General features: G+C 65.9%; 28 protein-coding genes, 1 other RNA gene and 1 riboswitch. Of the genes, 11 read left to right on the forward strand and 18 right to left on the reverse strand.

Translation table 11 applies throughout. The features are described from left to right. Positions 1–100: 100 nt before the first annotated feature. The 9 genes from BLS42_RS11555 (at position 101) to BLS42_RS11595 (ending at position 8,523) form a co-directional block, all read left to right on the forward strand. Positions 101–1,309: a DDE-type integrase/transposase/recombinase gene (locus tag BLS42_RS11555; RefSeq protein WP_090581216.1), complete on the forward strand. Its 1,209-nt coding sequence runs from the start codon at positions 101–103 to the stop codon at positions 1,307–1,309. Positions 1,310–1,449: 140 nt separating this feature from the next. After that, positions 1,450–2,565: a peptide chain release factor 2 gene (prfB, locus tag BLS42_RS11560; protein ID WP_090581221.1), complete on the forward strand. Its 1,116-nt coding sequence runs from the start codon at positions 1,450–1,452 to the stop codon at positions 2,563–2,565. A gap of 193 nt (positions 2,566–2,758) precedes the next feature. After that, positions 2,759–3,577 (forward strand): cell division ATP-binding protein FtsE, encoded by an 819-nt coding sequence (gene ftsE, locus BLS42_RS11565; RefSeq protein WP_090581224.1) that lies wholly within the window; start codon positions 2,759–2,761, stop codon positions 3,575–3,577. Next, entirely contained in the window at positions 3,574–4,488 is a 915-nt protein-coding gene (ftsX, locus tag BLS42_RS11570) for a permease-like cell division protein FtsX (protein ID WP_090581227.1), read from the forward strand. The genes ftsE and ftsX overlap by 4 nt, the downstream gene beginning before the upstream one ends. 26 nt (positions 4,489–4,514) lie before the next feature. After that, entirely contained in the window at positions 4,515–5,915 is a 1,401-nt protein-coding gene (locus BLS42_RS11575) for a M23 family metallopeptidase (protein WP_090581230.1), read from the forward strand. Between the two features lie 108 nt (positions 5,916–6,023). Continuing rightward, on the forward strand, positions 6,024–6,494 hold the full coding sequence (smpB, locus tag BLS42_RS11580) for an SsrA-binding protein SmpB (protein WP_090581234.1): 471 nt from the start codon (positions 6,024–6,026) through the stop codon (positions 6,492–6,494). Positions 6,495–6,594: 100 nt separating this feature from the next. Further along, positions 6,595–6,963, forward strand: a transfer-messenger RNA (tmRNA) gene (ssrA, locus tag BLS42_RS11585). A gap of 289 nt (positions 6,964–7,252) precedes the next feature. Further along, entirely contained in the window at positions 7,253–8,041 is a 789-nt protein-coding gene (locus BLS42_RS11590) for a hypothetical protein (protein ID WP_090581237.1), read from the forward strand. Positions 8,042–8,166: 125 nt separating this feature from the next. Then, complete coding sequence (locus BLS42_RS11595) at positions 8,167–8,523, forward strand: hypothetical protein (protein ID WP_256336426.1); 357 nt, start codon at positions 8,167–8,169, stop codon at positions 8,521–8,523. A gap of 115 nt (positions 8,524–8,638) precedes the next feature. On the opposite strand, the gene BLS42_RS11600 is transcribed toward BLS42_RS11595, so the two are convergent. The 14 genes from BLS42_RS11600 to BLS42_RS11660 form a co-directional block, all read right to left on the reverse strand. Next, entirely contained in the window at positions 8,639–8,977 is a 339-nt protein-coding gene (locus BLS42_RS11600; protein ID WP_256336427.1) for an SHOCT domain-containing protein, read from the reverse strand. Positions 8,978–9,016: 39 nt separating this feature from the next. Continuing rightward, the gene (locus tag BLS42_RS11605; RefSeq protein ID WP_090581245.1) at positions 9,017–9,478 is read right to left on the reverse strand and encodes a DUF6325 family protein; all 462 of its coding nucleotides are present in this window, start codon (positions 9,476–9,478) and stop codon (positions 9,017–9,019) included. Between the two features lie 237 nt (positions 9,479–9,715). Next, positions 9,716–9,850, reverse strand: a complete 135-nt coding sequence (locus tag BLS42_RS20600; protein WP_256336428.1) for a hypothetical protein — start codon at positions 9,848–9,850, stop codon at positions 9,716–9,718. 47 nt (positions 9,851–9,897) lie between these two features. Further along, positions 9,898–10,269: a hypothetical protein gene (locus BLS42_RS11610; protein ID WP_090581248.1), complete on the reverse strand. Its 372-nt coding sequence runs from the start codon at positions 10,267–10,269 to the stop codon at positions 9,898–9,900. A gap of 123 nt (positions 10,270–10,392) precedes the next feature. Beyond that, positions 10,393–10,761, reverse strand: coding sequence for a fluoride efflux transporter CrcB (gene crcB, locus BLS42_RS11615; RefSeq protein WP_090581250.1), 369 nt, complete (start codon positions 10,759–10,761; stop codon positions 10,393–10,395). After that, a complete protein-coding gene (locus BLS42_RS11620; protein WP_090581253.1) occupies positions 10,761–11,210 on the reverse strand; it encodes a fluoride efflux transporter FluC in 450 nt (149 codons plus the stop codon). Before BLS42_RS11620 ends, crcB begins: the two co-directional genes overlap by 1 nt. Next, positions 11,211–11,924, reverse strand: coding sequence for a metal-dependent transcriptional regulator (locus BLS42_RS11625; protein ID WP_090581256.1), 714 nt, complete (start codon positions 11,922–11,924; stop codon positions 11,211–11,213). Positions 11,925–11,940: 16 nt separating this feature from the next. Then, a complete protein-coding gene (locus tag BLS42_RS11630; protein WP_090581259.1) occupies positions 11,941–13,227 on the reverse strand; it encodes an Nramp family divalent metal transporter in 1,287 nt (428 codons plus the stop codon). Positions 13,228–13,428: 201 nt separating this feature from the next. After that, positions 13,429–14,223 carry a class I SAM-dependent methyltransferase gene (locus tag BLS42_RS11635; RefSeq protein WP_176803367.1) on the reverse strand — a complete coding sequence of 265 codons (795 nt, stop codon included), beginning with the start codon at positions 14,221–14,223 and terminating at the stop codon, positions 13,429–13,431. Between the two features lie 112 nt (positions 14,224–14,335). After that, positions 14,336–15,754, reverse strand: coding sequence for an aminotransferase class V-fold PLP-dependent enzyme (locus BLS42_RS11640; protein WP_090581262.1), 1,419 nt, complete (start codon positions 15,752–15,754; stop codon positions 14,336–14,338). Between the two features lie 34 nt (positions 15,755–15,788). Further along, a riboswitch (SAM riboswitch) is annotated at positions 15,789–15,902 on the reverse strand. 166 nt (positions 15,903–16,068) lie between these two features. Further along, a complete protein-coding gene (gene hisN, locus BLS42_RS11645) occupies positions 16,069–16,881 on the reverse strand; it encodes a histidinol-phosphatase (protein ID WP_090581266.1) in 813 nt (270 codons plus the stop codon). A 76-nt stretch (positions 16,882–16,957) separates the two neighbouring features. Then, complete coding sequence (locus BLS42_RS11650) at positions 16,958–18,073, reverse strand: ribosome small subunit-dependent GTPase A (RefSeq protein WP_090581269.1); 1,116 nt, start codon at positions 18,071–18,073, stop codon at positions 16,958–16,960. Then, on the reverse strand, positions 18,057–19,460 hold the full coding sequence (gene aroA, locus BLS42_RS11655; RefSeq protein WP_090581272.1) for a 3-phosphoshikimate 1-carboxyvinyltransferase: 1,404 nt from the start codon (positions 19,458–19,460) through the stop codon (positions 18,057–18,059). The genes BLS42_RS11650 and aroA overlap by 17 nt, the downstream gene beginning before the upstream one ends. Positions 19,461–19,467: 7 nt before the next feature. Then, complete coding sequence (locus tag BLS42_RS11660) at positions 19,468–19,983, reverse strand: DoxX family protein (protein ID WP_090581274.1); 516 nt, start codon at positions 19,981–19,983, stop codon at positions 19,468–19,470. A gap of 248 nt (positions 19,984–20,231) precedes the next feature. On the opposite strand from BLS42_RS11660, the gene BLS42_RS11665 reads away from it, so the two are divergent. Next, positions 20,232–21,044, forward strand: coding sequence for a sigma-70 family RNA polymerase sigma factor (locus BLS42_RS11665; protein WP_090581278.1), 813 nt, complete (start codon positions 20,232–20,234; stop codon positions 21,042–21,044). Next, positions 21,041–21,301 (forward strand): mycothiol system anti-sigma-R factor, encoded by a 261-nt coding sequence (gene rsrA, locus BLS42_RS11670; RefSeq protein WP_090581281.1) that lies wholly within the window; start codon positions 21,041–21,043, stop codon positions 21,299–21,301. The genes BLS42_RS11665 and rsrA overlap by 4 nt, the downstream gene beginning before the upstream one ends. A gap of 89 nt (positions 21,302–21,390) precedes the next feature. On the opposite strand, the gene BLS42_RS20825 is transcribed toward rsrA, so the two are convergent. From BLS42_RS20825 to BLS42_RS11685, 4 genes are all read right to left on the reverse strand, one after another. Further along, entirely contained in the window at positions 21,391–21,465 is a 75-nt protein-coding gene (locus tag BLS42_RS20825; protein WP_104061284.1) for a 50S ribosomal protein bL37, read from the reverse strand. Positions 21,466–21,581: 116 nt separating this feature from the next. Then, positions 21,582–22,202, reverse strand: a complete 621-nt coding sequence (locus tag BLS42_RS11675) for a PadR family transcriptional regulator (protein ID WP_090581284.1) — start codon at positions 22,200–22,202, stop codon at positions 21,582–21,584. Then, the gene (locus BLS42_RS11680) at positions 22,202–23,029 is read right to left on the reverse strand and encodes a DUF4097 family beta strand repeat-containing protein (protein WP_090581287.1); all 828 of its coding nucleotides are present in this window, start codon (positions 23,027–23,029) and stop codon (positions 22,202–22,204) included. Before BLS42_RS11680 ends, BLS42_RS11675 begins: the two co-directional genes overlap by 1 nt. Before the next feature lie 150 nt (positions 23,030–23,179). After that, positions 23,180–23,779: a GDSL-type esterase/lipase family protein gene (locus tag BLS42_RS11685; protein WP_090581290.1), complete on the reverse strand. Its 600-nt coding sequence runs from the start codon at positions 23,777–23,779 to the stop codon at positions 23,180–23,182. Positions 23,780–23,856 lie beyond the last annotated feature (77 nt).

Below are 23,856 nucleotides of genomic sequence, written 5' to 3' on the forward strand. Positions count from 1 at the left end.
ACTATTGAGTCTCATGACTTAATGGACATTTCTGTCTCAAGACATCGTGGACAGTGTGTCTCAGGACATCGTGGACACTCGGACCGGTTTTGCTCGGGTCATGAGCAAAATGCACCCCGATATCAAGATCCGGCATTTGGTGGCGACATGGCCTGACGACGCCGAGAGGGGTGCGGTTTCACGGTTCTGCCGGCGTCATAAGGTGTCCCGGGCCTGGTTTTACAAGGTCCGGGCCGCGGCTGCCGCCGTGGGGCCGATCAGAGCCATGGGAACGGCCTCGACCAGGCCGGCGGCCAGCCCGGCTAAGGTCGATGCCTCGATGGCGGAACTGGCTCTCGCGACCCGGGAGTCCCTGAAGAGCCTCGGCTATGACCACGGACCGCTGAGCGTCGCCGCAAAACTGCGACGCCAGGGGGTCCGTCCGCCATCACGTGCCACCTTGGCCCGGATCTTTACCCGGGCGGGAGTCGTGGTCCCGGAACCGGGGAAGAAACCCCGCAGCGCCTACCAAAGATTCGTCTATCCGGAACCCAACGGGTGCTGGCAGATCGACTCCACGCAGTGGCTGCTGGCCGGCGGAGCCACGGTGGCCATTTTCCAGCTCATCGATGATCATTCCCGCCTGGCACTGGCATCTCTGGTCGCAGACGCAGAGACATCCGAGGCGGCCCTCCGGGTGGTGCGAATAGCTATCGATCGCCACGGAGTGCCCCAAAAGTTCCTGTCGGACAACGGGGCAGCGTTCAATCCCACGCGGAGGGGCCGCACCGGGGCCCTGGTGGAATACCTCAAAACCCTCGGCGTCGTGCCGATCACCGGCAAACCCTACAAACCCACCACCCAGGGCAAGAACGAACGCTTCCACCGGACCCTGCACACCTACCTGAACCGCCATCCCCGGGCCGGGACCATCGCCGAGCTACAGGCCCGTGTCGATGTCTTCGACACGTACTACAACACCGAGCGTGAACACCAGGCGCTGCCGCCCGGCACGACCCCGGCCGAGGCCTGGAACGCCACCGCGACAGCCCTGCCGCCAGAGCCCCCGACCCCCGAAACCCGCAAACCCGCACCCCGCCAGAGCGTGCAACGGAAGGTGGGGCGTCAGGGCGAAGTCACCGTCATCGGAATGCACTTCTACATCGGAACGAACCACGCAGGAGAACAGATCCACATCCTCTACGACGACGAAACCATCATGTTCTTCGACGCCCGCGGAACGGAAATCATCCAACACCCGCGCCCGCCCAAGGGAACCGTCTACATCAGCCGCAACGGCCCCACCAAGCAGCCGTCCACGAAGTCCTGAGACATGAACTGTCCACGATCAGTTGAGACATGAAGTGTCAACGATGAGGTGAGACATCACACGGCCTCCAGACAACCCAAAATGATAGGGCAACCGGGCGGGTCAGGGGGCTAGGACACATAGCGTAGGCTTAAAAAACCATGGCAAACATTGATTTTCCCGCTGAAATCCGCGCGCTGCGGGCCACCTACGTGTCCATCGAGAACGTCTCGAACGTCGAGGCGCTCAAGGAAGACATCGCCGAGCTCAGCGAGCGGGCCGGTGAACCCAATCTCTGGGACGACCCCGCCGCGGCACAGGTCATCACCTCGAAGCTCTCGCACAAGCAGACCGAGCTCGAGCGGCTCAACAAGCTCGTGGCCCGGATCGACGACCTAGAGGTCCTCGTGGAGCTCGGCCAGGACGAGGACGACGCCGACTCCATGGCCGACGCCGCCGCGGAACTCGAATCGGTCCGCAAGGCGCTGGCCGACCTAGAGGTTGTCACGCTGCTCTCCGGCGAGTTCGACGAGCGCGAAGCCGTGGTGACCATCCGCGCCGGCGCGGGCGGCGTGGACGCTGCGGACTTCGCCGAGATGCTGCTGCGGATGTACCTGCGCTGGGCCGAACGCCACGGCTACCCGACCACCATCATGGATACCTCCTACGCCGAAGAAGCCGGGCTGAAATCCGCCACCTTCGAGGTCAAGGCGCCTTACGCCTTCGGCACGCTCAGCGTCGAGGCCGGCACTCACCGCCTGGTCCGGATCAGCCCGTTCGACAACCAGGGACGCCGCCAGACCTCCTTTGCCGCCGTGGAAGTGATCCCGCTGATCGAGCAGACGGACTCCATCGACATCCCGGACAACGAGATCCGCGTGGACGTCTTCCGGTCCTCCGGCCCCGGCGGCCAGTCCGTCAACACCACGGACTCTGCGGTGCGCCTGACCCACATCCCCACCGGGACCGTGGTGTCCATGCAGAACGAGAAATCGCAGCTGCAGAACCGTGCCGCCGCCCTGCGCGTGCTGCAGTCCCGGCTCCTGCTGCTGAAGAAAGAACAGGAGGACGCCGAGAAGAAGGCGTTCGCCGGCGACGTCAAGGCCTCGTGGGGCGACCAGATGCGCTCCTACGTCCTGAACCCGTACCAGATGGTCAAGGACCTCCGCACCGAGCACGAGGTCGGCAACACCTCGGCCGTGTTCGACGGCGAAATCGACGATTTCATCGACGCCGGCATCCGTTGGCGGACGGACAACCGCAACGCCGAGAAGTAGGCGCCGCGCTTCGACTTGCGCCCCTGCCGGGAGGTCCCTGGCAATCGTGCGACACGCCCCTCAGTTCCGGCGGTTCCGCCGTTACCCGTGCGTATAGTCGAGGGGCCGGAGCTCTACTTCCCCCAAACGAAAGCCCTTGCCCCGGCGGCAGAACCAGGCCCCCGCGGCCCCGTCCTGCAGGGTACTTAGGGCCATGATTCGTTTCGAAAATGTCACCAAGGTCTATGACCAGAAGGCGCGGCCGGCGCTGGATTCGATCAGTCTTGAGATCGACCGTGGCGAATTCGCCTTCCTCGTCGGTGCCTCCGGCTCCGGCAAATCCACGTTCCTGCGCCTGGTCCTCAAGGAGGACCGCGCCTCTTCCGGCGCCGTCTATGTTGCCGGCCAGAACGTCGCTAACATCTCCAGCTGGCGCGTGCCGCGGCTGCGCCGCGGAATCGGCGTCGTCTTCCAGGATTTCCGCCTGCTGCCGCAGAAGACCGTCTTCGCCAACGTCGCCTTCGCCATGCAGGTCATCGGCAAGAGCCGCAGCGTCATCCGCGACACCGTCCCCGAGGTCCTGAAGACCGTGGGCCTTGAAGGCAAGGAAAACCGCCTCCCGCACGAACTCTCCGGCGGCGAGCAGCAGCGCGTGGCGATCGCCCGCGCCGTCGTGAACCGTCCCGGCATCCTGCTGGCCGACGAGCCCACCGGAAACCTGGACCCCACCACCTCCATGGGCATCATGGGCGTGCTGGACAAGATCAACCAGAACGGCACCACCGTGGTGATGGCCACGCACGACGACGACATCGTCAACGAGATGCGCAAACGGGTGGTGGAACTCAAGAACGGCGTCGTGATCCGCGACGAAGCCAAGGCCCTCTACACCTCCATGATTCCCGTGGTGGGCCAGTCGCGCCGCCTGCGCGACGCCAGCGGCCGGGACGAGCCGCCGGTTGTCCCGCCCCGGGCTGGGACACGCGCCGAAGCCCGCGCCGAGATCCGCCTCGCAGGGGAGGGACAGGCGTGAGGCTTGCATTCGTCCTGAGCGAGATCGGCAGCGGCCTGCGCCGCAACCTGGCCATGGTGATCTCCGTAATCCTGGTGACCTTCGTGTCGCTGACCTTCGTCGGTGCCGCAGGCATGCTGCAGCTGCAGATCAACCAGATGAAGGGCTACTGGTACGACAAAGTCCAGGTGGCGATCTTCCTCTGCAGTGACGGTTCGACGGCGCCCGGCTGCGCCACCGGCCCGGCGACGCCGGAGCAGGAGGACAGCCTGCGCAAGCTGCTGCAGTCACCCGCGGTGGCCCAGTACGTCAACGACTTCGAGTACGAGTCCAAAGACGACGCCTACAAGCACTTCAAGGAACAGTTCTCGAATTCCCCGATCGTTGATTCGGTGACCCCGGACCAGCTTCCGGCCTCCTTCCGGATCAATATGAAGGACCCGGAGAAGTACGAGATCATCAGCGAGACCTTCTCCTCCCAGGCCGGCGTGGAGACCGTGATCGACCAGCGGCAGCTGCTGGAGCGGCTGTTCTCGGCCATGAACGCGGCGTCCCTGGTGGCCGTGAGCATCGCCGGCGTCATGATCATTTGCGCAATTCTGCTGATTGCGACCACCATCCGGCTGTCCGCGTTCAGCCGCCGCCGGGAAACAGGGATCATGCGTCTGGTGGGCGCGTCCAAGATGGTCATCCAACTGCCGTTCATCCTCGAAGGTGTCATCGCCGCGGTGATCGGCGCGGCCCTGGCCTCCGGCACACTGTGGGCCGTGGCCCACTTCTTCCTCGGCGAGGTCATGTCCAAGCAGTATCCGGACACCGCGTTCATCTCGCCCGGGCAGACCCTGATCCTGGCTCCTGCCCTAATTGGCCTGGGCGTCGTCCTGGCCGGAATTTCCTCCCTGCTGACCCTCCGCCGGTACTTGCGGGTCTAGCTTTGCGCAACGAAAAGGGAATGCTTATGACACCGATGGCCCCCCGCACCCTCCGGCAATCGCTCCGGCTTCGTCTGGTGGGACGCCGCAGCCGGATGATCAGCGCCACCCTGGCGCTGGTCCTGGCCGGGAGCATGGGAGCCTCGAGTCCGATGGCATTCGCCGACGACCTTGAGGACCAGCAAGCCGCATTGAAGGATCAGGCGGCACGGGTCCAGGACTCCCTTGAGTTCGTGGACGCCAAGATCTCCCAGGCCGCGGCGGACCTGGTGCTGTACCAGGGCCAGCTCCCAGGCGCCCAGCAAGCTCTCCTGGACGCCCAGGGCAGGGTGGCCGGCGCGGTCCAGGAAGTCCAGGCCCTCGCGGCCCGCGTGGACCTGGCGCAGCAGAACAAGGCAAAAATCACCCAGCAGATCGATGCGGACAAGCAGAAGATTGCGGGCACCCGGAAGCTGATCGGGCAGATCGCCACACAGGCGTACATGTCCGGCGGCGTCCCGTCCAACTTGTCGCTGTTCTTCGGCTCGAACCAGGGCAGCAGCCTGACGGACACCATCGACCTCGCTGACCAGGCCCTGCGCAGCCAGAACTCCGCGATGGACAAGCTCACCCAACAGAGCGCCACGAACGTCAACGCGCAGGCCCGGCTGGCGGCCGTCGAGGCTGAAATCACGGATCTCAAGGCCAAGGCCGACGCCGCGCTGGCCCGGGAAAAGGCAGCCCGGGACGAGGCAGAAGCCAAGAAGGCCAAGGTGGACAAGCTCATCGCCGACACAACCCGGCTCGACGCCCAGCTCCAGGCCGCCAAGCCAGGGATCCAGAAACAGCTGGCTAAGGTCAAGGCGCAGCAGGACGCCGTCGCCGCCGAAATCGTCGAACGCGACCGGAAGCTGCGCGAGGCCTGGGAGGCCGAGCAGCGGCGCATCGCCGCGGCCGCGGCCGCCGCCGCCCGGGCGCGGGGACAGGCCAAGCCACCGTATGTCCCTGCCCCGCCAGGGCCCCCGTCGGCCTTCGGACTGCGGCACCCCTTCAACGGCGTCCCGATCACCTCCGGATTTGGCTGGCGTCCAACGCCGCCGGGCACCATCGACTTCTACGGCCAGGGCGGCTACATGCACACCGGCATCGACTTCGGTGCCGCCTGCGGCACGCCCGTCTACGCCGCGGCTGCCGGTACCGTCTTCTCGGCCGGCTGGGCCAACGACGGGGGAGGCAACAACGTGAAGATCTCCCACGGCGTCATTCAGGGCAACTCGCTGACCACGATCTATTACCACAACACTTCCGTGGCGGTCTCGGTCGGCCAGCACGTCAACCAGGGGCAGCTGATCGCCTATTCGGGCACCACCGGCAACTCCACCGGCTGCCACTCGCACTTCGAGACCTGGCTCAACGGCCGGGCCGTGGACCCGATGAACCTGCTGTAGCCCGGCCCGGCAAAGGCCAGCCGCCGCGGCGGCTGCCCTACCGTAAACTGGAAAGGCTCCGCACCACCTGGCCGGAGTGAACCACCCACAAAACCTAGGAGTCCTACCGTGCCCAAAGAAAGTGGCCGTAAGGTAGTGGCCACCAACCGCAAGGCCCGGCATGACTACCTCATCCTTGACACTTATGAGGCCGGCATCGCGCTGATGGGCACGGAAGTTAAGTCCCTGCGCGAGGGCCATGCCTCGATGGTGGACGGCTTCTGCACGTTCTACAACGACGAGCTGTGGATGGAGGGCATCCACATCCCCGAGTACCACCAGGGGAGCTGGACCAACCACGCCGCGCGCCGCCGCCGCAAGCTGCTGTTGCACCGCGAGGAGCTCACGAAGATCTCGCACAAGATCCGTGAATCAGGGTTCACGATCGTGCCACTGCAGCTGTACTTCGTGGACGGACGCGCGAAAGTCGAAATCGGCGTCGCCCGCGGTAAGAAGGAATACGACAAGCGCCAGACGCTGCGCGAGCAGCAGGACAAGCGCGAGGCGCAGCGGGTCATGCGCGAACGCAACCGCCGCTAGCCGCAGCGGGCCCCGGGAATGTTTCCTGGAGGCCGTGCGTTATAGTGGGTAGTCCGGGAAGGATGCGAAAGTGTCCGGTCCGGGTTTGATAAAAAAATACGGGGATGATCGGTTTCGACGATGTTAGTCGCGACAGGTGAAGCGGGCCGAGGATGCAGAATTATCTCGTAAACGCTGTCTGCAAACCAATAAGTGCCGAATCAAAACGCACTGACTTCGCTCTCGCTGCCTAAGCAGTAAGACAGTCCGTCAGCCCGAGGTTGCTATTGCCCCGGATCCTGGCGTCATTTAGATAGCCACTGCTGTTTACCTCCGTCATCGGGGTAAACGGGACTCTTAGATGACTGGGCCCGGATCAGCCAGCTGTTTGTAGCATGGCTGGGGCCGAGAAAATCCAACGCAAACTGCGCCCGGAGAAGCCCTGACAACACGACATCGGACGGGGGTTCAATTCCCCCCATCTCCACACAAGATAGGCCCTAGATCCCAGTGATCTAGGGCTTTTCTTTTTGGCTGTTGCCATGAAGCCCCGATTTGTTGCCATGGAAGGAATCCCGGGAGCCGATCGCCCCAGATGGATTGCGCTGACGACGAGGGCGACCAGTTGAGTTCGCCCCGTTCCGCAGTTTTACCGCAATTTTCGATGCGTCGTCGGCGTGTGTAGAAAGTGAGTTTGGGCTGACGGCGGACGATGTCGGCAGCACCAGTGGGCACGACGCCCCCGCTGACTGCTGACGGAGAGGAAGAACCGGGATTCGATGACTTTTGTAGTTCCCGCCAAGATGCGCTGGATAGTTCTCGGCGACGAAACGGAGGCGGCTGCCCTGGTGGATACGGCTGCCCGTGATAACGGTTTCAGATCGAGGTCAAGTGCATCCGGTTTTCTTGTAGAGATACCCCGGTCCCTGCGGAAGCGCAGGCCCGAAGCCTGGCTCACGGGAATCGTCGGAACCTCGGAGTGGGGTACTGAGATTCTCTGGGACTGCGGCACCGACACGAACCGCTCCTATGAGCACCTGCTGGAGCTCGAAGCGGCGTTCCCTGCCGGGAAAATTCGTTATCACGGCATGGTTGAGGCATCGGCCGCTGCGGGAGTAGTTTTCGATGGGATACGGGCTTTCCGGGCCGTGGCGGCCGGTCTCCAGCCCGACGAACGCGTGCTCGCCGTCGGCCAGGGACAGGTGGAAAGAGAAACCTGCATCGTTGTGCTGACGGATCGGCGCCTGCTGGTCTTGCGAGGTTGCCTAGAGGCGCCGCCATATCTGGACGCCCGCTTGGAAACCATCAAGGCAGTGAAACTGGGCAAGAAACGTAGTGGGGAGACTCTCCGCATTGGCGCCCCTCCCGGCGCCTCCTTTGTCTCCCATCTGGGGCACGGCGAAGGTCATGCTATCGCCGCTGGGTTCAGACTGCGCGTCGAGGATTTGGCGTGCTCCTTCCCGGCGTTCCCGGCCGGAGTTCCGGGTGACACCTCCGTCGACGACGACAGCGGGTGGCGTTCGACCCGGCCAGGGACACGATCCCCCAGGGACGGGGTGACACTGTGATGCCCGGTCTCGTGGACGCCTGGCGGACGGACCCTGCGACGCTGCGGGATGTCGTACTGGACGCACCGGCGATGGAGGCACGCCTGACGCAGTGCCCCGAATTGGAGCGGGTATGGATTCTGTGTTTGCTCGACCGAACTCGGGAAGCGATCACAGAAGGACTCGAGCTCCTCGCCTGCTCCCGGGACCGACTGCGGCCCCTCCTAGCGCTCGCCCAGGCCTACCAGCGCGAATACAACTGGCACCAAGCCGCCCGGCTGCATGAGGAAGCCTTACGTCTGTCCGGTACGCGGGCCCGCGAGGCATTGGTCCGCCGCCAAATCGGCCATCGACTCTTCAACGAGGCCCGCTACCGCGAAGCAGCCGCGGAATTCGAATGGGCCCGCGATCTCTACCGCAGCACCGGCCAACGCGAGCACCTCGTCCGTGCATGCCAGGAAGCAATGGTGAGGTCCCGGGAACTTTTTCACGGGCAGCGTTAACCGGGTGCGAACTGTCGGAGGAACCCCGGCAGCCGGCCGCCCCACCTGATGGCGCGCATGACAAAGGGCAGGGAAGCGTCTTCTGACACTTCCCTGCCCTTCCTGCTGGGCGGCGCTACATGCCGAGGATCTTCGCCTTCTGGACGCCAAACTCTTGTTCCGTGAGAATCCCTTGATCCTTCAGCGCCCCGAGCTGCTTGAGCTGTTCGAGGGCTTCGTTTGAGATGCCGCCGGCGGCCGGGGGAGGCGGCGGCTGCTGGTAGACAGGTTGCTGGGGTGGTGGTGGCGGTTGCTGCTGCGCCATCTGCGCATCGTATGCGTCCTGCTGCTTGGCCGCCGTCGCGGCGTCCTTTTCGGCAAACTTGTTCGCCTGCCGTCGCTGGACTCGGCCGCTGACTGCACTGGCCGTCCCGGCAACCACCGCCGTCCGCGCCACACCCCTAAGAAGTCCCATAATCCTTCTCCTCTCACTCTTCTTCTTCTGCGTCAGGTCTTATGCGTCGGTTGCCGGCGACTCGGCCTCGAGAGCCTCGAGCGCTTCCATCACGTCGGGCGCAGGGATACGCGTGCTCGCGATGAGCTCGCCCCCGCTGTCGCGGACAGCCGCCACGAAGGGTGCAGCCCAGGTGTTCTCGTAGACAATCAGCGCGGCGACTGTCCCGGGGAGAAGCGCGGCCGATGCCTCGGCGATGTCATCATCGCCCAAAAGCCCGGTCTGCGCTCCGTCGAAGTAGGAGAATGCCGCGGCGGGACCGCCTGGGTCGGTGAGTTCGAGAACCTCGACCGTGCCGTCGTCATTCTTCATGACGACGAGGAGATCGAAGAGGCGGATCACGCCCTGCTCGACGAGTTTGACGAGTTCTTCACTGGCCCGTCCCGTCAGTCCCTCCACGGGGAACTCGAGGAGTACGAAGTCGACCGGCCCGTGGGCCTCGGTCTCCGGTGTGATTGTCACTGGTATTCCTCCGGTCTGTTTCGAGAGCGCTGTCTGGCGCACTGGTCTTAGTCTGGACGTCCTCTCCCGGCGCGTCACCACCCGAGTCGAATGATGCCGACCGGGCCGGGATCCCAAGACCACTAAAGCGCCAACGGGAGTCCCGCCGCATCATCCGTTACGGGTGAGCCCAAGACGTGAAACGTCAAAGGGCCGGAAGCAACGGCTTCCGGCCCTTTGAGTGTTCAACTTGAGTGTTCAGCGCTTCTTGATGTGTGCCACTGGATCGGTGTGGGCATCAACGACGTGCTTCGCCTTTTTCTCGGCCCGTTTTTCCTTGATCGTTTTAACCGACTTCTTCGACACGCTCTGGTGCGGCGTCTTGTCAGGCATGGTGCTCTCCCTCACGGCAGGGGCCCGGAGTAGCCCCGTCTTTTAAGCTACGCCTCGGGAACCGCGGCGTCCACGATCCCTGCGAAGCGGCTGCCGACGCCGTCATACACACTGCGTACGAGCCCGGGGCCGAGGACGGGGATGTCGCGGGCCTCGTGGTGGGCGCAGCAGACATAGGTGAAGTCCGGCCACCATTTCTTGGGCCGTGCAGCTTCGGAAAATCCACAGACGGCGCAGGTGAGTTGGACCCAGACGGGCCGCTTGCCTGTCCGATTTGCCCTGGACTGGACCAGCCACGCCGGGGGGTTGTCCAGCAGCTCGCCGAGCTCGGCCTCGGACAGCCGTGAGGGGATGCCGTGACGGTGCGCCATTTCCAGTGGAATGTCGAGGGTCTGGGCTGCTTCACGTCGGGTAACCATCCTTCAACGATACGGGAATGAGGGCGGCCCGCAGCCACCGAAGCCGCCCGGTGTTAGGCTCGACACACCACCGCCGGGCCCAGTCCTGGCCCGGTGGTGAGCCGGCGGCAGGCTGGGGGAGTTTCAGCCGGCGAGGAAGAGTCCGAGGGCCGCGGCAGCGAGACCCGCGAGGAGATTCGAGCCTATGTTGAGCGCAGCCGCCCGGTAACGCGTTTCGCTGACCAGACGGACCGTTGCTGTGGTCCAAGAGCTGAAGGTTGTCAGGCCGCCGGCCAGCCCGGTGGCGATGGCGGCGTGCCAGTCGGCTCCCAACTCCAGGTGGCCGGTTAGGCCCACAGACAAACCGATGATGAACGATCCGGCGACGTTGACCGCAAACGTCGCCCACGGCCAATGCGGACGGGAACCTTGGTGGTGCGCAAACCAGGAGTCGACGGCGAATCGCAGCAGTGCTCCCGCCACCCCGCATACTCCGACCACGAGCGCGGTCATCATTGGGCACCTCGGCCGAGGTCGGCAATCGCCTTGCCGGCTTTCCAGCCGGCGGCGGCGGCCCCGAGGCCCAGGACGAGCGAGAGTCCGAGGTAGGCCAGCCACGTGGCGTGGAAGCCGCCGCGGATCTGCTGGTCAATGGCAATCACGAGCGCCGAAAAGGTGGTGAAGGACCCCAGGAGGCCAGGGCCGATACCTGCCCGCAGCCAGAAGGCCGTCTGTGGCCGCGCGATCCAGATGGTGGTCAGGGTGGCCAGGACGAAACTCCCGGCCACGTTGATCGCCAAGGTGGTCCACGGCACCGCACCGGCGCTTTCGGGAAAAATCAGGCCGGCTCCGAACCGCAGCTCAGTTCCGATCAGCCCGCCGACGGCGACGGCGGACCAGGCCTTCCAGCCCGGCACGCCGGGGCGAGGCGCGGCCCGGCGCTCGTCCAGCGCACTCTTCACTCAGGTCTCCGAAACGCTGCAGCCCGCGTGCGCGGCATCGCTGTGGACCCAGAGAGCTGAGGCGACTTCCTCGGCAAAATCGAATTCCCGCGGTGCCGCGGCGGACCCAATCCGCACCACGATCGGGCCGCCGAACGGCCGCCGACCCACCACCTCCACTTCGGCGTCGAGGTCGATGTCCTCGGCGGCGAGGTAGCGCAGCAGCTCCGGGTTCTCGTCGCTGATCCGCGTGATTCGGCCGGTATGTCCGTCGTCGAGTTCGCTCAGGCGGTGGGCGGCGGGCACCAGCACCGAGCCGTCCGCGGCCGGGATGGGATCGCCGTGAGGGTCCCGTGAAGGGTTTCCCAGCTTGGCCGCCATCCGTTCAATGAAAGTGTCGGAGACGGCGTGTTCAAGGAGTTCGGCTTCGTCGTGGACCTCGTCCCACCGGTACCCGAGCTCGCGGACGAGGAAAGTCTCGATCAGCCGGTGCCGCCGGACCATGGACAGGGCGAGCCGGACGCCGTCGCTGGTGAGCGTGACGGCGCTATACGGTTTGTGGTCTACGAGGCCTTGGTCCTTGAGCTTGCGGACCATTTCCGAAACCGAGGAGTTGGCGACGCCGAGGCGCTGCGCCAGCTGCGTGGAGGTGATGGGCTTCCGCTGCCACTCGGTGAAGGAATAGATGACCTTGACGTAGTCCTCGATCGAGGAGGAGGGCGTACTGGTCTTCACAGAGCTAAGCCTACCGTCAGCTGCTCCCGGAGAAAGTGAGCCACAGCAGGACCAGGTTAAGTGCCACGACGAGCACCACGCTGATGATGGCTGCGATTCGCAGGGCCATGCCGTCGGCAAACCGGCCCATCAGGGCCTTGTTGCTCGTCAGCACCACCAGCGGGACGAGGACAAAGGGAATTCCGAAGCTGAGGACCACTTGGCTCAAGACGAGTGCCCAGGTGGGGTCGAAACCCACCGCCAGCAGCACAACGGCCGGAATCAGGGTCACCACGCGGCGGGCCATGACAGGAATCCTGATCTTGAGCAGACCCTGCATGATGGTTCCGCCTGCGTAGCAGCCCACCGAGGTCGATGCCAGGCCGGACGCGAGCAGCCCGACCGCGAAGATCACGCCGACGATGGGTCCGAGGTTGGCGGTGATGGCGGCGTGCGCGCCCTCGATCGTGTTCGTTCCCGCTTCGCCGCCGAGTGTGGAGGCGGCAAGGAGCAGCATGCCGATGTTGACCAGTCCGGCGATGGCCAGCGCGGCCACGACGTCGAACCGGGTGGCCCGGACCAGGCGCGCGATGGCCGACGGCGGAACGTGCAGGTGTTCGTCTGGCCGGTGCCGGTCCCGGGACAGGGCCGAGTGGACGTAGATGGCGTGTGGCATGACGGTGGCGCCGAGCATGCTGGCGGCCAGCAGCACCGTGTCCGGGCCCTGGAAGCCGGGCACGAGCCCGGCCAGGGCGGCCCCCGTATCTGGCGGGCTGATGAACAGCCCGGCCAGGAATCCGATGCTTATGATGCCGAGCAGGAACATGATGATGAATTCGAACGGCCGCTGTTTCTGCCGGGCCTGCACCGCGAGCAGGAGCATCGACACCGCGCCGACAATCACGGCCCCAAGGGGGAGGGGAAGTCCGAACAGCAAGTACAGGGCGATTGCCCCGCCCACCACCTCAGCGAGGTCGGTGGCGGCGGCCACGACTTCGGCCTGCAGCCAGAAGGCGCGGCGCCAGAGTGGCTTGAGCCGCTCGCCGAGGATCTCCGGCAGGCTCTTGCCCGTGACGATCCCGAGCTTGGCAGACTGGTACTGGACGAGGACTGCCATGATGTTGGCGGCCACGAGGACCCACACCAGCAGGTAGCCGTACTGCGCGCCGGCGGTCAGGTTGGCGGCCACGTTTCCGGGGTCCACGTAGGCGATCGACGCCACGAACGCCGGCCCCAACAGGCCGATCAGCGCGCTGCGGGCGCCCGGATGTTTGTAGGTCCGTGTGTCCTGCGGCGGTTGCCCGTGTCCCGTTACATCCAGCACTGCCAGCTCCTGTGATTGGCGCGTCCGCGTTGACGCGATGATCGGCACCGGCCGGAAAGCTGCCGGTGTCAAAGTTTCGTATGCCTACAAGTAATTATTAGGCATACCGAAACAATAAGCCGGACGGGCCCTGCGTGCAATCCGGGAGGAGTCTCGCTGTAACAAGACCGGGCCCGGCCGGGGCCCTGCTCCGTCCCGGCGTCAGGTCCGGAAGGCCCGCCACGTCTGGGTCAGGTAGGGCAACCGGAGCACGTCGCCCGGGGCGTGGCCCAGGTGCTCGTGCAGGTACCAGTCGAGGTTCGCCGAGACTTTGGTCCGGGTGGAGTCGGATGCCGCGAGGTAGTAGCTGCGGGACTTGGTCAGCTCCTGGATGTCCTCCGTGGTGACGGAATCCTCCCACCGGGTCAGGTGGCTCTCCAACCCGGTGAACTCGGTGCCCAGGGGCGGGCGGAAGTGTGGCTTGTGGACGTCCCCGGCGTGCATGATGCGGGAGAGTCGGTGCACCCAGGGCACGGCGGTGTCCAGCTGGTTCCAAATCAGGCCCAGCACGCCGTGCGGCCGCAGGATCCGGGCAATCTCGGTGCTGGCCAGGCGGGGGTCGCACCAGTGCCAGGCCTGGGCGACCGTGACGAGATCGAAGGACTCCGGCTCGAGGCCCGTGTCCTCGGCACTGCCCTCGACGGCGGTGACCTCCGGCAGGGTCCGGCGCAACTGCTCGAGCATGTCGGCAGAGGGGTCAACAGCCACCGTATGCAGTCCACGTGCTGCCAGAAGCGCAGTGAACTTTCCGGTGCCGGCGCCGATGTCCGCGGCGTCCTCGGCCCCAGCCGGAATCAGCCAGCCGGCCGACTCCTGTGGATAGCCAGGGCGGACGCGCTCGTAGTGCTCTCCGCCGTCCTGGAAGCTTTGCCCGAGTTCCCGGCGCCGCTCACTGTGCAGCTTAGGACCACTGTGCAGTCTAGGCTCACTGTGCAGTTGGGGTCCGCCGCTTGCCACGTGCGATCTCCTTCAGGAAGGTTCTGCCGGTTTCAGATACCTTTCGAATTTACCGCACCCGCGCTGGGTCCGGCTCCCGCCGCATGTTAGTCCACTGTGCTAGTCCGCCGACTTAGTCCACTGTGCAGGGCGCGGCACCAGCGGTGCCCGGGGTGTTCGGCGCCCAGTGGGGGTAGCTGCGGGTGTCGTTGGCCGGCACCCAGCGGCCGGCGTCTACCACGTAGTCCCAGCCGAGTCCCGTTTGCCGAAGCTGGTGCAGGCCAGCCAGTAGGCGCTCGGCATCCTCCAGCCGTGAGCCGAGACCGAAGCTGGCGCGCAGGGAGCCGGCGGGCAGGCCGAGCCGCTTGAGCAGCGGGTGGGCGCAGAAGCGGCCGTCGCGCAGGCCAATGCCGTGTTCGGCCGACAGGTAGGCGGCCACCAGCCCGGCGTCGTAGCCTTCCACGGAAAAGTTCACGACGCCGATGGTGCCGGTGCCCGGCAGATCGCCACCGGAGGAAGAAGCGGGAGGCGAATCGGCGAAGATCCGGTGCACGCTCACGCCGTCGATGTCCTGGAGACCTTCGACGAGGAAGGACCGGATGGCGTCCTCGTGGCCCTGCCACTGTTCCGGGTCCAGGGCTGCGATGACCTGCGTGGCGCGGGCCAGGGCGGCCGCACCGAGGACGTTCGGGGAGCCGCCCTCGTGCCGCGCGGGGCCGGTGGTCCAGCTGACGGAGTCGAGCCGGGCGTCCCGGACGGCGCCGCCGCCGGCCAGGTGCGGCGTGCCGGCGTCGAGCCAGTCGGTCCGGCCCACCAGCACACCGGCGCCGAACGGGGCGTAAAGCTTGTGCCCCGAGAAGGCGAGGTAGTCGACGTCGTCCGCGGCGATGTCGATCCGCCGGTGCGGGGCCAGCTGCGCGGCGTCGACAACAATCCTGGCGCCATACTCGTGCGCCAGTGCGGCCAGGGTCCGGATCGGCAGGATCTCTCCGGTGACGTTGGAAGCGCCGGTGACGGCCAGCAGGCTCACGCCGCCGCGCGCGAGCTCGTCCCGCAGCCGGTCCACGGTGGCCGCGAGGGTGGGGGCGGCCACGACGCTGCGGTGCGGGACATTCTGCCAGGGCAGGAGGTTGGCGTGGTGCTCGATGTCGAGGTAGAGGACCTCGCCCGCGGGCCGGCCGTCACGGAGTGGCAGGCAGCCGGCCAGCAGGTTCAGGGAATCTGTGGTGTTGCGGGTGAAGATCACGGAATCGTCCGGCCGGCCGCCCACGAAGTCCCGCACGATATCCCTGGCGTTCTCGTAGACGGACGTGCTGATCTGCGATGCGTAGCCGGCGCCGCGGTGCACGCTCGCGTAGTACGGCAGGATTTCGTTCAAGTAGGCCGAGACCACGGACAGGGCCGGGGCGGAGGCACCGTAATCGAGGTTGGCGTAGCGGGCGTGGCCGCCGGTGATCAGCGGGGCCAGGATTTCGGCCCCGGTGACGGCGGCCAGCGGGCGGCCCGCGAGGGCGTGGAATTCGGGGGCAGCGGGAAAAATGGCAGTTGTCATGGGACCTCACTCGAATAGGACCCCACTTCGTGGGAATCCGCGCTTGCCGGGTCCATTCCGGACCGGCCAGGTCGTCACCCGGGGCACCCCACCGCGAATGGAGGGTTGCCGGCCAGCAAACCGGGGTTTAGCGCTGGCACTCGTGACCTGCATCGAGCGTAGGACATCCCCGCGGCCGCGGAAAGGCGGCCACGGATTGTGAAGCGGATTGTTACGTGCGCAGAACGCGCGTTCGTCGAATAAAAAGCGGCGGCGACCCCCGGGTTGGGGCCGCCGCCGCAGTTTGTTTGATTCAGCGTTTGTCGGGATTGAGCCTAGAGAAGGTCGTCGAGACCGGGGTTGAGCCGCTTGAGGACTTCCGAGTGGAGGATCGAATTTGTGGCGAGGGCGTTGCCACCGAACGGGCCGTCCTCGCCCTCGAGCGAGGTGAAGCGGCCGCCAGCCTCGGTCACGATCGGCACCAGGGCGGCCATGTCGTAGAGGTTCAGCTCGGGTTCGCAGGCGATGTCCACTGCTCCCTCGGCCACGAGGCAGTAGGACCAGAAGTCACCGTAGGCGCGGGTACGCCACACTTCCTCGGTGAGGCCCAGGAACTCGTCCAGGTTCCCGCGTTGCTTCCAGCCGCCAAGGCTGGAGTAGGACAGCGAGGCGTCCTCAAGCTTGGAGACGTTGGATACCTTCAGACGTGTGGCGGCGGCCAGCGAGCGGCCCATATAGGCGCCCGCCCCCTTGGCCGCCCACCAGCGCTTGCCCAGTGCCGGTGCGCTGACGACGCCGACCACCGGCTCGCCCTCGTCGACGAGGGCGATCAGGGTGGCCCAGACGGGGACGCCGCGGACAAAGTTCTTGGTGCCGTCGATCGGGTCAATGATCCAGCGGCGGGAACCGTGACCTGAGCTGCCGAATTCTTCGCCCAGGACCGCGTCGCGGGGACGGGACCGGGAGAGCTGGCCGCGGATGGCTTCTTCGGCGGACTTGTCGGCATCGGTGACGGGCGTGAGGTCCGGCTTCGTCTCGATCCGAAGGTCGAGCGCCTTGAAGCGGCTCATCGTCTGGGAATCGACCGAATCTGCCAGTACATGGGCAAGGCGCAGGTCATCGTTGTAGCTTGAAGCGGGTTGGCTCATGGTTCCAAACTACCGTCAAACCGGGCTGCCGGGCGGGAGGCCGCGGCACGGCGCCGCAGGCCAGCAGCCGGGCGGCTTAGGAGACGGTGCCCAGTTCCTTGGTTTCCTGCGCCTCCAGCCGCGGGTCCGTGCCCAGCAGCCGGCGCAGGGACGCGAGCCTGGCGGGTCCCGAGGGCCCCGCGTGCCCGGCCGCAACCCACTTGTCGACGCCGCAGTTGACGGCGGTGGCGTCGTGCTTGCAGCCGCGTTCGCAGTCGTCGGTGCCCGGTTCCAGGTCTGGGAAGGAACGGAGGATCCGGTCCGGGTCCACATGGGCCAGCCCGAAGGACCGGATGCCGGGGGTATCGATGATCCAGCTGCCTGCCGGGGCGTCGTTGACTTTGAGCGCCAGCGCGGAGGAGGACGTGTGGCGGCCGCGGCCGGTTACCGCGTTGACGCCTCCCGTGGCCCGTTCGGCCCCGGTCAGGGCGTTGACCATGGTGGACTTGCCGACGCCGGAATGGCCCAGCATCACGGTGACCTTGCCGTCGAGGTAGTCGCGCAGCTGGGACACCGCATCCTTGTCGAGCCGGGCGGAGAGCCCGTCGTCGGAGCGGGCGTCTATGCCGGAAGCGGCGGAGTCCGCGGTCTTGGAGATGATGACGGGGAAGTCGAGGTGCTGGTAATTGGACAGCAGCTCGGCGGGATCCTTGACGTCAGCCTTGGTGACGAGCAGCAGCGGCTCAATGCCGGCGTCGTATGCGGCCACCAGCGCACGGTCGATGAATCCGGTCCGCGGCTCGGGATTGGCGGCGGCGACCACCACAACCAGCTGGTCGGCGTTGGCCACGACGGCGCGTTCGATCGGGTCCGTGTCATCGGCGCTGCGGCGCAGGAGCGTCTTGCGGTCCTGGATCTTGACCAGCCGCGCGAGGGTGTCGGGCTCGCCGGTGACGTCCCCGACCAGGGAAACGAAGTCGCCGGCAACTACGGGATTGCGGCGCAGCTCCCGGGCCCGCGCCGCAATGATCTTGCGTTCGTCGGGGGTCCCTTCGCCGACGACGGCGGTGTAGCGGCCGCGGTCAACGGTGATGATGCGTCCGGTGACGGCGTCGTCGTAACTGGGCCGGTCCTTGGTGCGGGGGCGGGTGCCCTTCTTGTTCGGTCGGATCCGGACGTCGGATTCGTCCCAGGAATCAGTGCTGCGTGCCACTGGCGGTGTCCTCATCTGCGGCGGGTCCCTGTGCCAGCATGGCTTCCCAGAGTTGCGGGAAATCGGGCATGGTCTTGGCCGTGGTCGCGATGTCCTCGACCTCCACGCCGTGCACGGCAAGGCCGAGGATGGCGCCTGCCGTGGCCATGCGGTGGTCCGCGTAGCTGTGCACCACACCGCCGTGCAGCGTGGCCGGGCGGATGATGAGACCGTCGGCGGTCTCTTCGGCGTCGCCGCCGAGGCGGTTGATTTCGGTGACGAGGGCCGCGAGCCGGTCCGTTTCGTGGCCCCGGAGGTGGGCGATGCCGCTTAGCCGTGAGGGCCCGGCGGCGAGGGCGCAAAGCGCTGCCACGGTGGGGGCGAGCTCGCTGGTCTCGTTGAAGTCGCCACCCTTGATCTCCGTCCCGCCGCTGACGGACAAGGTGCCGCCGTCCACTGTCACCGTCGCGCCCATGGCGGTCAGGATGCCACGCCAGAGATCACCGACCTGGGTGGTCTCCGCGGGCCAGTTCGGGATCCGTACGGTGCCGCGGGTGGCCAGGGCCGCCGCGAGGAACGGTCCGGCGTTCGAGAGGTCCTGCTCGATCCGCTGGTCGAAGGCGCGGATGGGCCCGGGGGAGACGACCCAGTGGTTCGGCACCGAGTCATCGACCACCACGCCCACCCCGCGCAGCACGGCCACGGTCATGTTGATGTGGTCCAGGCTCGGTACGGGCTGTCCGACGTGCTCGAGATGGAGTCCCTCGGTGAAGCGGGCCCCGGCCAGCAGCAGGGCGGAGACGAACTGGGACGATGCGCTGGCGTCGATGATGAGGTGGCCGCCGGGTACTTCGCCCGTGCCGTGGACGGTGAAGGGCAGCGACGACGCCGGACCGCCGTCGGGTGCGTTCACTGCCACACCCAAACCGGCCAGGGCCTCGATGATGGTGCCCATCGGGCGTTTGCGGGCGTGCGGGTCGCCGTCGAAGCGGGACTCACCGCGGCGCAGTGCTGCCACCGGAGGCACAAAGCGCATGACCGTGCCGGCCAGGCCGCAGTCGATCGCGGTGTCCGCCGCGTCGGCGTCCATGCTGATCGGGATGATTTCCAGGTCCGGGCCGAAGGCGCCGTCGCCGGGAACCTCCGTGACGTTGGCCCCCAACTGCCGCAGGGCCTCAATCATCAGTGCGGAATCCCGGGAGTGCAGGGGGGCCCGCAGCCGGGACGGTCCGTCCGCGAGGGCGGCGAGCACGAGGTACCGGTTGGTCAGGGACTTGGACCCTGGAACGGTCACGGTGGCATCGACCGGCCGCGCGGCGAAGGGCGCGGGCCAGTGCGGACCTACGTCGGCAGCATGGGAGCCGGCAGAGTGTGAAAGGGCAGTTGCTGAGGGGGTGGTGCCAGTCATTAAGGTCTTAGGCTCCGGACGAGTGCTCTACGGCCTTGCGGACGACTTTGTCGGCCTTCTTCAGCTGCTTGTTGGTGGTTTTCCGGGCATCCGCTGCCAGGTGCCCGGCCCGCCAGGCCAGGCTGGGCTTGCCGGCGGTATCGACCGCGGCGAGGAGCACGCCGCCGGTAAGGGTGACGTTTTTCAGGAGCTGTTTGCGGCGGGCGTCGCGGGCTTCCTTTGAGGAGATGTCCGCGCTGCGCCATTCAACGTAGCTGTTCAGGACCGAAATGACGGCGAGCAGGGAGGCTGCCAGCCGGGCGGACTTGCCGAGGGCGAAGCAGAGACCTGCACCGATCTGGGTGCCGCCGATCACGCGTGCCAGGACTTTTTCGTCGGGCTGGAATGGCAGTGCGTCGGCCGTACGGCGCAACAGGGGGGACAGCTGTGCGGCGGTGTCATCCGCGTTCTTGAGCTTGTCCATGCCGGCGAGGACGAAACTGGAGGCGAGCATGGGCCGGGCGAGAAAGCGAACAAACGACATGAATTTCCTCCTGGATGGACGAACCGCGGCTTCACTGCGGGAGAACCGGTTCTAGTCTTGCACTTTTGCGGAATATTTGCCCGCAGGCCGTGGTTGTGAAAAGCAGATCCCAGCAGGCTAACAAAGGCAGAGATTTGACTCTCGTCAAAGACAGGGCGGAACCGGAAGCCAGTTCCGGGCATACGTGGACCCTCGCGCTTCCGGCAGTTCCGGGTGCCCGGCGGAAGGTGACAGTAGACTTGAACGCAATGAGCACCATGGACCCGGCCGTTGCGGCCATGCACGAGGTTGCCGGAAACGACGCCACGCCCACCAAGACACCTGATGCCGGCACGTCCGGCTCACCAGAACGGCCCGCTGTGCAGATTTCGCCTATGCAGGTGCCCGCTGATGGTCCCGCCGCCTTGGAAACCGAGGTGGACGGAAAGCCCCTGGACGTCTCCACCGAGTCAGCGGAAGAGCGCCGGGTGCGCTTTGAACGCGACGCCATGCAGTACGTTGACCAGTTGTATTCGGCGGCCATGAGGATGGCCCGGAACCCCTCCGACGCCGAGGACTTGGTCCAGGAGGCGTACACAAAGGCGTTTTCCGCGTTCCACCAGTACAAGCCCGGAACCAATCTGAAGGCCTGGCTGTACCGCATCCTCACCAACACGTACATCAACCTGTACCGGAAGCGCCAGCGCGAGCCGCTGCAGTCGAATTCGGACACCATCGAGGACTGGCAGCTCGCCCGCGCCGAGTCGCATACGTCGTCGGGACTGCGTTCGGCGGAGGCCGAGGCCCTCGACCACCTGCCCGATTCCGATGTGAAGCGCGCACTCCAATCGATTCCGGAGGAGTTCAGGCTCGCCGTGTACTTCGCCGACGTCGAGGGCTTCGCGTACAAGGAAATTTCAGACATCATGAACACCCCCATCGGGACCGTCATGTCCCGGTTGCACCGCGGCCGGAAGATGCTGCGGGACATGCTTGCGGACTATGCCGCCGAACGAGGATTCAGGGCCGCAACCGAGTCAGGCGCCGCGGCCGACAGCAACAAACAGGAGAACAGGAAATGAGCGACTGCCAGGGACTGGGCGATTGCGACGACGCCCGGATGCAACGTATCTATGAATATCTGGATGGTGCGCTCACGCGTGAGGACATCGCAGAGATCAAGGACCACCTGGACAGCTGCCCGGAGTGCCTGGAGCAGTACGACCTCGAATGTGTCATCCGCGTGATGGTTAAGCGTTCGTGCACCGAAGCAGCTCCGGAAAATCTCAAGAATTCCATCCTGGACCGGATCCACTCGATCCGGACTGTGGAGGCTTAAGCCCGGCCCCATACCTAAATAAACGAATGACCCCGGAAGCCGTAAGGACTCCGGGGTCATTCGTCTAAAGCTGTCATTCCAAGCTTTGCTTAGGCGTTGGGGCGCTTACCGTGGTTCGCGCCGCCACGCTTACGGTCACGACGTTTACGTGCACGTTTGCTCATAGCTGGCCTCCTTAATCTTGGTACTCAAAAGAGCTGCCCTCAAGTCTCCCACATCGCGGCACCCGCCGCGAACCGGGGGCCCGCCGCTACGGGGCGCGGCTAGTCGCGCGTGGGGCTCAGCCGTCCAGCGAATTGCGGATCGAGATCCGGGCCTGGTCCAGCACGGTCTTGACTGTTTCGAGTGTGATGGCGGTGACGGGATGGCTCCCGGCATGGCGCCGCAGTTCCACCCGCATGTCGTCGCGGAAGGCCTGCACCAGCATTTCCGCCTCCTTCAGCCGCCGTTCGCCCTCCGGGGAGTACCCCGGGCTGCCCGCGCCGCCGGCAGAGCCCGCGGCGCGGGCCGAGCTCCGTGCAGCCTCCGCCGTTGCCGCGAGATCGGCCCGGAGGCCGCGCATGTTGACGCGGATGTCCTGGCGCAGGTTGTCCGCCAGCCGGCGTACCGAGGCAGAGATGTCGTTTTCGACGCCGGCGAGTTCGTCCCGCCGGCCGTTCAGCTCCGTGAGTCCTGCCTCGGTGATGCTGTAGTTGGTGCGGCGGCCCTCCGTGTGGGTGGCCACGAGCCCTTCTTCTTCGAGCTTGCCTAGGCGCGGGTAGATGGTTCCGGCACTGGGGGAGTAGGTGCCGCCGAAACGCTCGCTGAGCGCCTTGATGAGTTCATAGCCGTGCTTGGGGCCTGATTCGAGCAGGGCGAGCAGGTACAGCCGCAGCGCGCCGTGGGCGAAAACGGGAGGCATCAGAGGGCCGTTTCGGTGTCCGCGGTGGGCTGGCCGTGGAAGATGGACGTTTTTCCCGAGACCGAGTTGGTCCGGACCAGCATCAGCTTGGCGTCCGGTCCCGCGATGGTCTGCACCGTGCCGCTGGACTGGGCGTACCTCAGTTCATCGATGACCACCGCCCCGCTGGCGGATTTGGCGACGATGTCCACGCCGACGTCGTGCGGAAGCCGGATGGTGACGTCGCCGGAGACCGAGTTGGCGCCGAAATCTTGAGTAAAGCCGTGCAGGTCGAAGTTCAGGTCGCCGCTGACAGTGTTCGCGCGGATGTGGCTGAATTCCCCCGAGGCCGTCACTTCGCCGGAGACGCTCTTGGCGGTCAAGACGCCGCGGTGGTTGCGGGCAATCACCTCGCCGCTCACCGTATTGACGGACAGGTCCCCGGAGGTGCCGTCGGCCAGCACGGAGCCAGAGACGGTGTTGAGCCGGGCGTGGCCGCTGATCCCGGAGACCATGCCGTCGCCGCTCACCGTCCCGGCTTCGACCTCGACGCCGGCGGGCAGGGCGATGCTGATGACCACGGAGTTGCTGCTGCCGTTGTTGACGGTGCTCATCAGGTTCTTGAACCAGCCCTGCGGCCCGTGCAACTGGTGGCGGACTTCCAGGCGGCCGTTGACGACGGACACCGACAGCGGATCGCCGACGATTTCGGAGACTTCGACCCTGGCCACGTCCTCGTCATGGGTGACGATATCGAAGCGGCCGCGGACGATGCCGAGCTTGAGGGAGCGGACGCCGTCGACGTCGATGGTCTGCGGGCCGGTCACGGTCCACGTGTTCTCTGACATGGTTCCTCCGGAAAAGCGAAAGGGGGCGGACAACTAACGATATATCGCAACTATGAAGTCACGATATATCGCGCTATCTTCCAGGTCAAGATATATCGCGAAACTCCGGGAAGGGTGTGGCCCGGTACGGCCGTTTGCCGGGTGGCCGGCCTATTCCGGCGCGTCCAGGCCGAGCCACTGGAACCAGCCGCGGTGCAGCACGAGCCACGCCATGAGGCCATACCCGGCCTGGCCGGGCGTGCCGCCGTTGGCCGCGAGGTCCTGGCGCCATTGCTCGTGGTTCAACAGCGGCGAGAAAGTGTCGACGTAGAGGTGTTTCCGGCGCGTCGTTACGTCGGCGAAGGCGGTGTTGAGTTCGCCGAGCCTGCGGTTCTGGGCGGGGTCAAGCGTGGGCGGCGGGCCCACGACGAAGACCTCGATCTTGTTCTGCGAGGCGGAGTCCAGGATGTTGGCGAGGTTCAGGCGGCTGCGGGCCGTGGACAGGCCGAACTCAATGTCACGTCCGGACAGGCCGATCACCAGGCGGTTGTCGTGGTGGTTGCCGAAGCGGCGGCCGGCCTCCTCGAGCCAGCGCGCGGCAATTCCCTCCGTGCCCTCTTCCGGGCAGGGCAGGGAGTAGCACTCCAGTGCGACGCTGTCCTGCGGCGTGCGGGCCAGGACCCGCCCCAACCAGCCCAAGGCACGCGGATCACCGAGCCCGGCCAACAGCTCGTCCCCAACGGCTGCGATCCGCAGCTTCCGATCTTCCACGACTACCTCTTCACTTCAATGCTGTCCATCAAGCTGACCACTAACAGTCCATTAAACAGAACTGCCCGGCCGGAGTG

The organism is Arthrobacter sp. ov407 (assembly GCF_900102895.1).
Taxonomy (GTDB): domain Bacteria; phylum Actinomycetota; class Actinomycetes; order Actinomycetales; family Micrococcaceae; genus Arthrobacter.